The sequence below is a fragment of the Limnohabitans sp. genome, from assembly GCF_044373035.1.
In the GTDB taxonomy this organism is placed as follows: Bacteria; Pseudomonadota; Gammaproteobacteria; order Burkholderiales; family Burkholderiaceae_C; genus Limnohabitans_A.
Genome location: NZ_JBILQU010000081.1, coordinates 1 through 12759, shown reverse-complemented (window position 1 = coordinate 12759; position 12759 = coordinate 1). Strand labels below are relative to the sequence as shown.

The 12759-nt window shown below is 60.7% G+C and carries 12 protein-coding genes; 4 read left to right on the top strand and 8 right to left on the bottom strand.

Annotated elements, in window-relative coordinates; genetic code table 11:
- The 4 genes from ACIQ47_RS11715 to ACIQ47_RS11700 all read left to right on the top strand — a co-directional run.
- On the top strand, window positions 1–362 hold a 362-nt coding region (locus ACIQ47_RS11715; RefSeq protein ID WP_396438287.1), incomplete at its 5' end, for a YoaK family protein.
- A 29-nt stretch (window positions 363–391) separates the two neighbouring features.
- Complete coding sequence (locus tag ACIQ47_RS11710; protein ID WP_396438286.1) at window positions 392–2071, top strand: SulP family inorganic anion transporter; 1680 nt, start codon at window positions 392–394, stop codon at window positions 2069–2071.
- 78 nt (window positions 2072–2149) lie between these two features.
- The gene (locus ACIQ47_RS11705; protein ID WP_062407985.1) at window positions 2150–2353 is read left to right on the top strand and encodes a DUF3460 family protein; all 204 of its coding nucleotides are present in this window, start codon (window positions 2150–2152) and stop codon (window positions 2351–2353) included.
- Between the two features lie 100 nt (window positions 2354–2453).
- Window positions 2454–3266, top strand: coding sequence for a segregation and condensation protein A (locus tag ACIQ47_RS11700; protein ID WP_396438288.1), 813 nt, complete (start codon window positions 2454–2456; stop codon window positions 3264–3266).
- 10 nt (window positions 3267–3276) lie between these two features.
- Here ACIQ47_RS11700 and ruvC read toward each other — a convergent pair whose 3' ends face one another.
- From ruvC to ACIQ47_RS11660, 8 genes are all read right to left on the bottom strand, one after another.
- Complete coding sequence (gene ruvC, locus ACIQ47_RS11695; protein WP_108362521.1) at window positions 3277–3825, bottom strand: crossover junction endodeoxyribonuclease RuvC; 549 nt, start codon at window positions 3823–3825, stop codon at window positions 3277–3279.
- A gap of 26 nt (window positions 3826–3851) precedes the next feature.
- Complete coding sequence (mtgA, locus tag ACIQ47_RS11690; protein WP_396438285.1) at window positions 3852–4583, bottom strand: monofunctional biosynthetic peptidoglycan transglycosylase; 732 nt, start codon at window positions 4581–4583, stop codon at window positions 3852–3854.
- 34 nt (window positions 4584–4617) lie between these two features.
- Window positions 4618–5514 carry an energy transducer TonB gene (locus ACIQ47_RS11685; RefSeq protein WP_396438284.1) on the bottom strand — a complete coding sequence of 299 codons (897 nt, stop codon included), beginning with the start codon at window positions 5512–5514 and terminating at the stop codon, window positions 4618–4620.
- 22 nt (window positions 5515–5536) lie between these two features.
- Window positions 5537–7600: a ribonuclease catalytic domain-containing protein gene (locus ACIQ47_RS11680; protein ID WP_396438283.1), complete on the bottom strand. Its 2064-nt coding sequence runs from the start codon at window positions 7598–7600 to the stop codon at window positions 5537–5539.
- Window positions 7601–7644: 44 nt separating this feature from the next.
- The gene (locus tag ACIQ47_RS11675; protein ID WP_396438282.1) at window positions 7645–8229 is read right to left on the bottom strand and encodes a YqiA/YcfP family alpha/beta fold hydrolase; all 585 of its coding nucleotides are present in this window, start codon (window positions 8227–8229) and stop codon (window positions 7645–7647) included.
- A gap of 6 nt (window positions 8230–8235) precedes the next feature.
- On the bottom strand, window positions 8236–10104 hold the full coding sequence (locus tag ACIQ47_RS11670) for a potassium transporter Kup (RefSeq protein WP_396438281.1): 1869 nt from the start codon (window positions 10102–10104) through the stop codon (window positions 8236–8238).
- A 197-nt stretch (window positions 10105–10301) separates the two neighbouring features.
- Window positions 10302–11597, bottom strand: a complete 1296-nt coding sequence (gene gshA / locus ACIQ47_RS11665; protein WP_396438280.1) for a glutamate--cysteine ligase — start codon at window positions 11595–11597, stop codon at window positions 10302–10304.
- Window positions 11598–11724: 127 nt separating this feature from the next.
- A partial coding sequence (locus ACIQ47_RS11660) for a glutamate-5-semialdehyde dehydrogenase (protein WP_396438279.1) occupies window positions 11725–12759 on the bottom strand: 1035 nt, incomplete at its 5' end.

Genomic DNA, 12759 nt, shown 5'->3' with positions numbered 1-12759 from the left:
TGTTTGTGCCGGTCACGGTGGTCTTGCTGTGCTTCATCATGGGCCTGCAAAACGCGGTCATCACCAAAATCTCCAAGGCCGAAATCCGCACCACCCACGTCACCGGCCTGGTGACCGATCTGGGCATCGAGCTGGGCAAACTCTTGTACATGAACCGGAGCCAGCCCGGCACCCCGGTGCGCGCCAACCGCCAGCGCCTTCGGGTGCATCTGGTTCTGGTGCTGGGCTTTTTTCTGGGTGGGCTGATGGGAGCACTGGGGTTCAAATACTGGGGTTACATCACCACCGTCCCTTTGGCTGCGCTGCTTTGGGTGCTGTGCCTGCGCCCCTTGTTGGTCGACCTGCGCTGGCGTGCCGCATAACTTCACTCTAAAAAACTCACAAAACACCCATGAACTGGATGCAGGCCACGCTTCTTTTTCGGCCCAAATTGCTGGACTGCTTGCACGGCTATAACCGCGAACGCTTCTCCCAAGACGTGGGCGCAGGCATCACCGTGGGGGTGGTGGCCTTGCCCCTGGCCATGGCCTTTGCCGTTGCGTCGGGCCTCAAACCCGAGGCGGGTCTGTTCACCGCCATCATTGCGGGCTTTTTGATCTCGGCCTTGGGGGGCAGCCGGGTGCAAATCGGCGGGCCTGCCGGGGCCTTCATCGTCATCGTCTACGGCATCGTCGAGCGCTATGGCTTGGCCAACCTGATTTTGGCCACCGCCATGTCGGGCGTATTGCTGTTTTTGATGGGCCTGTTTCGCCTGGGCACGCTGATCCGCTTCATCCCGGTGGCGGTGGTGATCGGTTTCACCAACGGCATCGCGGTGCTGATCATGCTGTCGCAAATCAAGGACTTGCTGGGCCTGCAAGTGGCTGCCATGCCGGCCGATTTCTTTGGCATCTTGAACACCCTGTGGCTGAACCTGCACACGGTCAATCTGGCCGCCCTGCTGCTGTCTCTGGCGTCCTTGTCGCTGGTGGTGGGCTGGCTGCGCTTGAGCCGCCGCGCGCAGGGCACCCGTTACCGCTGGGCCAGCATGGTGCCCGGCTCCATCATTGCGCTGGTGTTTGCCACCTTGGTCACCTGGCTGCTGAACCTGCCCGTGGAGACGATTGGCAGCAAGTTTGGCGGCATTCCCTCTTCGCTGCCCGGGTTTTCCTGGCCCGAGTTCAGCTGGGACAGCGCCCGCTTTTTGCTCATGCCCACCTTGACCTTGACGCTGTTGGGGGCGATTGAGTCGCTGCTGTGCGCCCGCATAGCCGACGGCATGATCGGCGACCGCCACAACCCCAACCAGGAGCTCATGGCCCAAGGCGTGGCCAACTTTGTCACACCGTTTTTTGGTGGCATGCCCGCCACCGGCACGATTGCGCGCACCGTGACCAACATCAAAAGCGGCGGCACCACCCCGATTTCGGGCATGGTGCATGCCCTGACCTTGCTGGCCGTGGTGCTGGTGGCAGCACCCTTGGCTGGGCACATTCCGCTGGCGGCGCTGGCGGCCATCTTGATGTTTGTGGCCTGGAACATGGGCGAATGGCGCGAATTCATGCACCTGCGCCAGTACCGCCTGCCTTACCGCATCACCTTGCTGGCGGTTTTTTTCCTCACCGTGGTGTTTGACCTGACGGTGGCGGTCGAAGTGGGTCTGATCGCCGCTTGCCTCACCTTCATCTACCGCATCTCCAGCCTGAGCCGCTGCGAGGGCGTGACCCGCATAGAGCAGCCCGGTCTGGCCGGATTTGAGCACCAGGTGCAGGCCTGGCGTCTGTACGGTGCACTGTTTTTTGGGGCAGTGAAGCTGGTGGAGGCCATCGAGGACAAAATCAGCACCCCCACGCTGGTGCTGGACCTTAAAAACGTGATTTACATCGACTCGTCGGGCGCGGATGCGCTGATGAACCTGATCGAGACCTGCCGCAAAAAGAACACCACGCTGATGGTGTGCGGCCTGACGCACCAACCGCTGGACATGGCCCAGCGCAGCGGCCTTATGGAACACCTGAAAGCGCACCTGCAGCCCGACCTGAGCAGCAGCTTGGCCCTGGCCGTCAGCCTGAGCGCAGACCCGGCCCGTTAAAATGGTGTCACTCCGGTTTTGGTGGTCTTCAGAGGCTGCCAAAACCCTTTTGTTTTTGCCCCTCACGGATTGCCCGCCATGTCCTTTTTCCGCCGCCCCGATTACAGCTCTGACACAAGCCAGTTCATTGACCAACTCAAGGCCCAACGCCCCGAGCTGGAAGCCGAACAACGCCAAGGCCGAGGCCTGCTGTGGGACAAACCGATCGACCGCGACATCCAGGCCGAATTCAAACAAGGTCGCGTGGCACAAAAACCCTACGTGTACCAGACGAAAGCCTGAGCTTCGCTGGGTCAGCACTGCCCCCTCCCAGCCCGATTTTTCAAGCCTAACCCATCCCGTGAGCACCGACACCCCCAAGCCCCTGCATCTGCCCGAAGCCATGGCCAGTGCGGCCATGCCTGCGGTCGTCGACCAGGTGGCGCTGGCGCGCTTGTATGGTGAACCGCTGTTCACCATGCCCAGCGATCTGTACATCCCACCGGATGCGTTGGAGGTGTTTCTAGAGGCCTTCGAAGGCCCGCTGGACTTGCTGCTTTACCTGATCCGCAAGCAAAACTTCAACATCCTCGACATCCCCATGGCGGGCGTGACACGCCAGTACCTGAGCTATGTTGACGAAATTCGCCAGCGCAACCTGGAGTTGGCCGCCGAATACCTGCTCATGGCGGCCATGCTGATCGAGATCAAGTCACGCATGCTGCTGCCGCCCAAAAGAGCACCCGAGGGCGAAGAGGCCGAAGACCCGCGTGCCGAATTGGTGCGCCGCCTGCTCGAGTACGAGCAGATGAAGCTGGCCTCGATGCAGCTGAACGTGATTCCGCATTACGGCCGTGACTTTCTGCAGGCCCAGGTCTTCATCGAGCAAAGCCTGCAACCGCGCTTTCCCGATGTGGGCATGGACGAGCTGCAGTCGGCCTGGCGCGACATCCTCAAACGTGCCAACCTGGTGCAGCACCACAAGATCAGCCGCGAAGAGCTCAGCGTGCGCGAGCACATGACTCTTGTGCTCAAGCACTTGCAAGGGCGCAAATTTGTGGAGTTTGAGCACCTGTTCGACCCCAGTCTGGGTGTGCCGGTGCTGGTGGTCACCTTCATCGCCTTGCTGGAGCTGGCCAAGGAAACCCTGATCGAGATCACCCAAGCCGAGGCCTTTGCACCGATTTACGTGCGCCTGGCCTACACCCCCAACTGATCGATGGCCGTCAGTGGCTGCGCCCGCTGCGGAACATGCCGTGGGTTTTGCGACTGAGCACGCCTTGCGCAGCCAATTTGTTCATGGACGGGCTGGCGTGCGCGTGGGTGATCGCCATCCCCAAGGCATCGGCCGCGTCTTGCCGGGGCAGCACCGGCAACTGCAGCAAGCGCTTGACCATTTCCTGAATCTGCGACTTGGCCGCACGGCCATGGCCGGTGACCGATTGCTTCATTTGCAAAGCGGTGTATTCGGCCACGGGCAAATCGCACGACACCAAGGCCGTGACCGCGCAACCCCGCGCCTGACCCAGCAGCAAAGTTGCTTGCGGGTTGACGTTCACGAAAACAATCTCAACCGAGGCCACATCGGGCTGGTAACGCGCGGTGATTTCACGCACGCCGTCGTAGATGATTTTCAACCGGGCAGGCAGGTTGCCCATCTCACCGCGTGTGGTCTCGATCACGCCACTGGCCACATACTGCAGGCGCGATCCGGTGATCTCGATCACGCCAAAGCCGGTGGTTTGCAAGCCGGGATCGATGCCCAGGATGCGAATGCTGGCGGGGATCGGGGTGGTCAGGCTCATGGCAGGACCACGTCGTTCATGCGGGCCATGATGGTCTCGGCACGCCGCGCCAAATAGGCCGACTGCGCCAGCTTTTCAAAATAGCGTGGGCGTGGCAGCATGACGGCCAGGCGTGCCGCCTCCCAGGCGTTCAGGCGGGAGGCGCTTTTGCGAAAGTAGTGCTGCGCCGCCGCCTCGGCACCAAAAATGCCCTCGCCCCATTCCACGCTGTTGAGGTAGATCTCCAAAATGCGCTCTTTGCTGAGCAAGGCCTCCAGCATCAGCGCCAGCACCATCTCTTGCCCCTTGCGCAGCAGCGTGCGCTCACCCGACAAAAACAGGTTTTTAGCCAACTGCTGGGTGATGGTGGAGCCCCCCACAATTTTGACGTCGACCGGTTTGTCGGGTTGGCGCTGGGCGCGTTTTTCGGCCTGCGCTTTGGCCCGGGCGTTTTTCTCCCAGGCTTTTTCAAGGGACTGCCACCAGATGCCGCGGTGCTGGATGAAGGCCGCGTCCTCAGAGGCGATCACGGCACGTTGCAAACCTTTGGACATGGCTTGCAATGCCACCGTCTCTTGCCGCCAAGGCAGTTGGCCCTGACGCACCAGGATTTGCCAAGCCTGAGAGCGCTGAAAGCTGGTCGACTCAGGCGCGAGCCAATTCATGCCCAAGATGCGCAGGGCAAAAAACAGCTGCAGGCACACACCCGCCATGACCAGCAACAGCAACCAACGGCCCAAAGCGCGCATCAACCCTTCTCCTTGTGGCGTCTGTTCGATCGCGTCATGGTTTGCCCTGCTCAGCCGCCATCATCTGGGTTCCCAGGGTGGCATCACGCGAAAAGTTAAAGCGCGTGACGACCACGATTTGATCAGCCTGGGACCGCATTGGGGGCGTGAAATGACCAAACGGTGCGGCATTGCGAACAATGGCCACAGCGCGTTCGTCGAGCAAAGGCTGGCCCGACGAGCGGGCCACTTCGGAGCTCAGCAACTGCCCCCGACTGTCCACGGTGATCACCATGGTCAGTTGACCATAAAGTTTTTCCCCTGCTGCCTCCGGGAAGTTCAGGGTGCCCCGGTACTCGATGGTGCGGCGCATTTTGTCGTAGTAAATCGCGTAGACCGCCTCTTGCGTGGCGGGGCTGATGTAGCGCTTGCGGGCCGCGCCCTGGGTTTGGTCCACGCGTTGCTCGATTTGCGCCAACTGGCGTGCCAGTTGCTGCTGACGTTGCACCTTGGCCTCGCGGTCGGGACTGTCGGTTTTGTCACCTGCATTTTCACGGGTGAGCACGGCCAACTCATCCTTGAGTTGTGTCAACAAATGCATCTGCTGCATTTTGAGCACTTCGATTTTTTTTTGGGTCGCACTGAGGTCCATGCCCGGATCAGCGTTCATCGCAGGCGGCAAGGGCGAGCTGGACATGCGCACCTGGGGCACCTCGCCACCGCCAGCCAAACGCACCTGGGCCAAGGCATGGGCTTCTTGGGGACGTTCCTGACTGCGCGCATTGACCAAAACCACTTCCAGCGGGGTGTCCTGAAAGACACGGTTGTAGGCCTCGGGTGCCGAAAACCGAAAACCCACCAAGCCCGCATGCACAGCCACAGACAGGCCCAGTGCCCAGCTCAGGCCCAGGTGGGGTGAAGGCTGCAAACGACCCGCAGTGGGGCGAGCCACCCTGCCAGATTGTGGTTTTTCCTCAGGGCGCATGCAGGGGTGTGCTGTCGTTCAGATCCACCGCGATGGTCACCGGGCCCGCAGGCAGGTTGTCATCGTCCTCGGCCTCTTGTTCCGCTTCTTCGGCGTCAGCGCCTGGGCCTTCGGCATCCAGGTGCGCAAGCACGGTGCCGCGCACATCCAGCGCCATCAGGTCCACGTCGGCCAGCTTGACGCGCACACGAGCACCGCGTGGCAAGTTGTGTGCGCCCAAGACGCCGAACATCAATGGCAAGGCGTCGGCGCGCACCAGCCAGATGCCACCGCCCATCTCCTTGACCAGGCTGGCGTCCAGCTCCTCGATGCTGTGCTGCTGCACATGGCGCAGCGTCCAGTAGCGCTCCATGCTGGACTGCACGCCGTTGTAGGCGCTGTAGGCCGCATCAAAGCCGCTGATGATGGAAAACAACTCGGCGTCTTTGGGCTTGAAGGGCGCGGCCAATGCGGCCGTGGCGCCATGCTTGGCACAAGCAATGATTTGCCACTGGTTGACCAGGTCGGTGTAACGGCGCAGCGGCGAGGTGCTCCAGGCGTAGCTGGGCACGCCAATGCCGGCGTGCGGCAGCGCCTTGGTGCCCATGCGCACCTTGACGCCTGGGGCCAAACTGGCCTGGCTGCGGTAGATGCCGGGCACGCCCAGACTGGCCATCCACTGGCCCCAGGTGCTGTTGGCCAGGATCATGGCCTCGGCCACCATCAAATCGAGCGGCGCACCGCGTTTGCGGGTGCCGATCAACACCGTCTCGTCCCCCGTGGGGGGCGTGTCGTTGCTGTTCCGCTCGAGCTTGAAGCTGTAGTCCGGGCGGTTGAAGTTTTCGGGCTTGCCGCGCACCACTTCGCGCCGCGCTTTCAGGGTCTGGGCCAAACGCCAATAAAACGCCAACGTGGCACGGCTGATCGGCACATCGGCGTGGTCACTCAGGTCTTCGCCCTCCAGCCATTCGCGGGTGATGCGATCGTCCAACTGGTCGTGGCGCAGGTTGACCAAAATCGGCACCCGCTCCAATCGGGTGACAGCGCTTTGCACCTCCAGCGTGTCTTCGCTGAAGCTCACATACAGCGACACCGCCGGGCAGTCACGCCCTTCGATCAGGGTGTAGGTCTGGACCACGCTGTCGGGCAGCATGGTGATTTTGTAGCCGGGCATGTAAACGGTGGACAGGCGGGCGCGACCCAATTGGTCGATGGCGCCGCCCGGCGTCAAGGCCAAACCGGGTGCGGCGATGTGGATGCCCACGGTGACCGTGCCCGTGCCCAGGCCTTGCAGGGACAGGGCATCGTCAATTTCGGTCGTTTGTGAATCGTCAATCGAGAACGCCTGCACCGGAGCCAGCGGCAAGTCATCGGTGATGGCGGGCGCTTGCAAAGGGGGAAAGCCCGTGCCCTTGGGGAACAGGTCAAACAAGAACCTTTGCCAATGGAAATCCCAGGGCGAGGCGATGGCCCCTGCGTTTTGCAGCAAGTCCAAAGGCGCCGTCTGGCTGCTTTTGCTGGCCTCGACCACAGCCTTGTACTCGGCGGTGTTTTTGTCGGGTCGAAACAGAATTTTGTAGAGCTGCTCGCGGATCGGTTCAGGGCAAGTGCCCGCCACCAGATCGGCCGACCAGGCTTCGATCTGGGCCTGGACCTGTTTTTTCTTCTCGATGGCCAGCAAAGCCTGCTGCACGATCTCGGCCGGGGCTTTGCGAAAACGCCCTTTGGCACCGCCCCGGCGAAAGTAATGCGGCGCTTCGTGCAAGCACAGCAAGGCGGCCACCTGTTCGGTGGTGCTGGCGTTGTTGCTGAAATAGTCTTTGGCCAAGTCGCCAAAGCCGAACTCCTCGTCCGGGGCGCATTCGTAAGCCAGTTCCAACTCGATGGTCTGGCTCAGCACCCCAGCCTCGGCCAGCAAAGCGGCCGGGGCCGGTTTGTCGAACTTCAGCAGCATGTGGGCCGATTTGACCTTGACCCGTTTGCCGGAGTCGAGTTCGACCTGTGCGGAAGCCTCGGCTTCGGCCATGATCCGTCCGGCCATGAATTTGCCGGCATCTTCAAATAATACGTACATGGCTTGATTTTCCCATGCCACCCGGTCATTCGGCCCGCCGGGCTTCACGCCAGCTGCAGAAATTCAAGGATTTGCGGCAAGTGCTCGTCAAAATCACTCAGGGCATGGTCGCTGCCCTCGATCAGGCGCACCTGCCCGGCCTGGTGGCGGGCCAGCATTTCGCGCCAGTCCAGCACCTCATCGCCCTTGGCGATCAAGGCCAGCGTGCCGGGACAGGTTTGCAAGGGCTGACTTTCCAGAACTTTGAGCTCTTGCACATAAGCCGGCTCAAAAAAAATGCTTTGCGCCGGGTCTTGCCAAACCGGGTGTTCGCCGATGTAGTGCGCCAGATCGCGCGAGGGGTGCACGGCCGGGTTGATCAGCACCGCAGGAACACCCCAGTGAGCCGACAGCCAGGCGCCGTAAAAGCCGCCGAGCGAAGAGCCCATGACCGCCATCTGCCCACGCGGCCACTCGGCCGTGCCCTGCAGCAACTGGTCAATGGCTTGCGCGGGCGACGCGGGCAATTGCGGGCACCACCAGGTGACACCGGGGTGCCGAGCCTGCACCCACTTGGCCATGATTTGGGCCTTGGCCGACTGAGGCGACGACCGGAAGCCGTGCAGGTAGAGCAAATGGGAGGTGCGCATGGGGCCTCAGATTTCGATTTTGGAGCCCAGCTCGACCACCGCATTCGTGGGCAGGTTCAAAAACGCAGCCGCACCGCTGGCGTTGTGGTGCATGTTGGCAAACAATTTTTCGCGCCAAGTGGCCATGCCCCCGCCGATCGTGGGGATCACGATGTCGCGCGACAGGAAATAACTGGTCGTCATGGGATCGAGCTTGTAGCCGTCGTCCTCAATCACGGCCAGTGCCGATGGCAAGTCGGGGTTGTCTTTGAAGCCATAGTTGACGATGACTTGCCAGCAGTCATGGCCCAGCGGTGTCACATCCAGACGCTGGTCGGCGTCAATGCGCGGCACCTCGTGGTTGCACACCGTGACAAACAGGTTGCGCTCATGCAAAACCTTGTTGTGCTTGAGGTTGTGCAGCAAGGCGTTGGGCACATTGCCTGATTCAGCCGTCAGAAACACAGCCGTGCCTTGCACCCGTGCTGGCGGCGAAATGAACACCGCCTCCAGAAAATCCGTCAGGCGCAAAGCATCCGCGCGCAAAGACTCATTGAGCAAGCGACGCCCATCGTGCCAGGTGAGCATCAGAGTGAACACCGCCGCGCCGATGAGCAGCGGGAACCAGCCGCCATCCAACAACTTGAGCATGTTGGAGGCCCAAAACGCCAGATCGACCACAAAGAAAAAGCCGGTGGCACCAATGCACAGCGCCAGCGGCAACTTCCACGCGTAGCGGATCACAAAGAAGGTGAGCACGGTGGTGATCAGCATGTCGGTGCACACCGCAATGCCATAGGCCGCCGCCAGGTTGCTCGACGTCTTGAACATGACCACTGCCAAAACGATGGCCACAAACAGACCCCAATTCACAAAAGGCATGTAAATCTGGCCGGTATCGGTCTCACTGGTGTGCAGCACCTGCAAGCGCGGCAGATAGCCCAATTGAATGACCTGTTTGGTCACGCTGAAAGCGCCGGTGATCAGGGCTTGCGAGGCAATGACCGTGGCCATGGTGGCCAGACCCACCAAGGGCACCAAAGCCCAGTCGGGGGCCATCATGAAAAACGGGTTTTTCACGGCCTCGGGCTCGGCCAAGAGCAAGGCGCCTTGACCAAAATAGTTCAAGGTCAGGCAAGGCATGACCACGCTGAACCAGGCCAGGCGAATCGGTTTTTTACCAAAGTGGCCCAAATCGGCGTACAGCGCTTCGCCACCCGTGACGCACAAGACCACAGCCCCCAAAATGATGAAGGTGGTGCCGGGGTTGTGCCACATGAAGCCCAAGGCGTAGTGAGGGCTGATGGCCAACAAAATTTCGGGGTGGTGCACGATGTGGGACACCCCCAGCACCGCGATGGTGGCAAACCAAATCAAGGTGATGGGGCCAAAGAACTTGCCAATGCCCGCTGTGCCCCGCTTTTGCACCCAAAACAAGCCAAACAGAATCACCAGCGTGAGGGGAATGACGGCCTTTTTGAACGCGGGCGAGATGATCTCCAAGCCTTCCACCGCCGACAGCACCGAGATGGCCGGGGTGATGACCCCATCGCCATAAAACAGGCAGGTGCCAAAGATGCCCACGACCAGCAACACCTTGCGCAGCTGAGGTTTGTTTTTGACCGATTGCGAGGCCAAGGCCAGCATGGCCACCAGACCGCCCTCGCCATGGTTGTCGGCCCGCAGCACCAGCAACACATACTTGACCGACACGATGGTGGTCAGGGTCCAAAAGAAGATGGAAAGGATGCCGTACACGTTGTCGTGCGTGAAGGGCACATGGCCGGAGCCAAAGACCTCTTTCATGGCGTACAGCACGCTGGTGCCGATGTCGCCGTAAACCACGCCAATGGCACCCAAGGTCAGGGCGGCGAGTGAGGATTTTGTTGAGGACACAAAAAAAACAGCCTGACAGAAGTCAGGCCAGGTGGCTGAGATGCGTCCCATTTTGCGCCCAAGCCGGGCGATCTGTCATGGCTTGGTTGGTGAAAATGTTGCAGTGCAGCAACTTTTGACGGCTTCAAAAAACAAGCAAGGCCTGAAATCACCCAAATCACCCATTTCAGGCCACCGAAACGCCAAAAACTGTCTCTTCAGTCGTACACCTCGGCCTCGGGGTCGGTGGCTTCCAGCTCGTAACTGGCCGCCAGCATGGCCAGGCGGCCAATCACGCCGTACATGTAAAAGCGGTTGGGCACGCTGGCACCGGGTTTGACACCCGGCTGGGGCAGGTGCGGCGTGTCGGCAAAGGCCAGGGGCACAAAGCTGGCACCCGGCGCGTTCAGGTTTTCGTCAACACCGCGCTCGGCGTGCACCCGGTAAAAACCGCCCACCACATAGCGGTCCATCATGTACACCACCGGCTCGGCCACGGCGTCGTTGATGCGCTCATTGGTCAGCACGCCTTCCTGGATGATCACGTCATTGACGGTCTGACCGTCCTTGATGACGTTCATCTTGTTGCGGGTTTTGCGGTTCAGGACGTCCAAGTCCGCCACATCGCGCACCGTCATGATGCCCATGCCATAGGTGCCGTTGTCGGCTTTGACCACCACAAACGGCTTTTCGTTGATGCCGTATTCCTTGTATTTGCGCTTGATTTTGGTGAGCAAGGCATCCACATTGCTGCGCAGGCAGTCCATGCCGGTGCCTTCGGCAAAGTTCACATCGCCGCACTGGCTGAACATCGGGTTGATCAACCACGGGTCAATGCCCAACAACTTGCCAAAACGCTTGGCCACTTCCTCATAGCTCTGAAAATGCTTGGTCTTGCGGCGCACGCTCCAGCCCGCATGCAGGGGCGGCAGCAAGAATTGCTCGTGCAGCTCTTCCAGAATGCCCGGGGCTCCAGCCGACAGGTCGTTGTTGAGCAAGATGGTGCAGGGGTCAAAGTCTTTCAGGCCCAAGCGGTGCTGAGTGCGCACCACCGGCTCCAGCGTCACACTTTCACCATTGGGCAGCTCAATGACCGTGGCTTCCTTGATTTCAGGGTTGATCGAGCCCAGCCGCACGTTCAGTCCCGCCATATGGAAGATGCGCTGCAGCTGAACCACGTTGGCCAAATAAAAGGTGTTGCGCGTGTGGTTCTCGGGGATGATCAGCAGGTTTTTGGCCTCGGGGCAGATCTTTTCGATGGCCGCTTGGGCAGCCTGCACGGCCAAAGGCAGCATTTCAGGCGTCAAGTTGTTCCAGCCGCCTGGGTAGAGGTTGGTGTCCACTGGGGCCAGCTTGAAGCCGGCGTTGCGGATGTCGACCGAGGTGTAGAACGGAGGCGTGTGTTCCATCCACTCCAGGCGAAACCAGCGTTCAATCGCGGGCATGGAGTCCAGAATGCGTTGCTCCAGCTCATTGATGGGACCGGTCAGGGCGGTGACGAGATGGGGAACCATGGGCATCCTTTATCAGGGAAAAACAGGTCAAAAGAGGAAAATCATATGGGGCCGTTCAGCGCCATTGCAAGCGCATAACGGACATTTTGCTGCCAGGCCAAGTACATGTGCACTTCAGTTGCGGCACTCAACCGCGCACCTCGCCCTCGCCCAGCACCACATATTTGAGCGAGGTCAGGCCTTCAATGCCCACGGGGCCTCTGGCGTGGAACTTGTCGGTGCTGATGCCGATCTCGGCACCCAGCCCGTATTCAAACCCATCGGCAAAGCGGGTGCTGGTGTTGACCATGACGCTGGCCGAGTCGACTTCGCGCAAAAAGCGCTGGGCGTGCATGTGGTCACGGGTCAGGATGGCGTCGGTGTGGTGGCTGCTGTAGTGGTTGATGTGGGCAATCGCCTCGTCCACGCCTTCGACCACCTTGATGCTGATGATGGGGGCGAGGTATTCCTCGAACCAGTCCTGCTCGGTGGCGTCATTGAGTGTGGCTTTGGCGACCAGGCTCAAAATGGCCTTGGCCTTGGGGCAGCAGCGCATCTCCACCCCTTTGTCCGCGTAAATTGCACCGATTTTGGGCAGGAATTGAGCGGCCACGCCCCGCGCCACCAACAGGCTTTCGCTCGCGTTGCAGGGGCTGTACTTTTGGGTTTTGGCGTTGTCGGCCACTTTCACGGCCATGTCGATGTCGCACGGCTCGTCCACATAAATGTGGCAATTGCCATCCAAGTGCTTGATGACGGGCACTTTGGCCTCAGCGCTGATGCGCTCAATCAAACCCTTGCCACCTCGCGGGATGACCACGTCCACAAACTGCGGCATGGTGATGAGCTGGCCCACGGCAGCGCGGTCGGTGGTTTGCACCAGTTGCACGGCGTCCACTGGCAAACCGTTGTCGGTCAGGGCTTGCTGCACCAGCAGCGCCAGCGCCTTGTTCGACTCAATGGCCTCAGAGCCACCGCGCAGGATGCACGCGTTGCCGCTTTTGATCGACAGGCTGGCCGCTTCGATGGTCACGTTGGGGCGGCTTTCGAAAATCATGCCGAACACGCCAATGGGCACGCGCATTTGGCCCACGCGGATGCCGCTGGGCACCTGCTTCATGCCGATGATTTCGCCGATCACATCGGGCATGGCGGCCAATTGCTCGCAGCCTTGGGCGCAGGT

Coding starts and splice junctions, on each gene's coding strand:
- ACIQ47_RS11675 (WP_396438282.1), bottom strand. CDS start 8,229: ATGCGCACCTCCCATTTGCTCTACCTGCACGGCTTCCGGTCGTCGCCT.
- mtgA (WP_396438285.1), bottom strand. CDS start 4,583: ATGCGCGCTTTGGGCCGTTGGTTGCTGTTGCTGGTCATGGCGGGTGTG.
- ACIQ47_RS11700 (WP_396438288.1), top strand. CDS start 2,454: ATGGCCAGTGCGGCCATGCCTGCGGTCGTCGACCAGGTGGCGCTGGCG.
- ACIQ47_RS11705 (WP_062407985.1), top strand. CDS start 2,150: ATGTCCTTTTTCCGCCGCCCCGATTACAGCTCTGACACAAGCCAGTTC.
- ACIQ47_RS11680 (WP_396438283.1), bottom strand. CDS start 7,600: ATGTACGTATTATTTGAAGATGCCGGCAAATTCATGGCCGGACGGATC.
- gshA (WP_396438280.1), bottom strand. CDS start 11,597: ATGGTTCCCCATCTCGTCACCGCCCTGACCGGTCCCATCAATGAGCTG.
- ACIQ47_RS11710 (WP_396438286.1), top strand. CDS start 392: ATGAACTGGATGCAGGCCACGCTTCTTTTTCGGCCCAAATTGCTGGAC.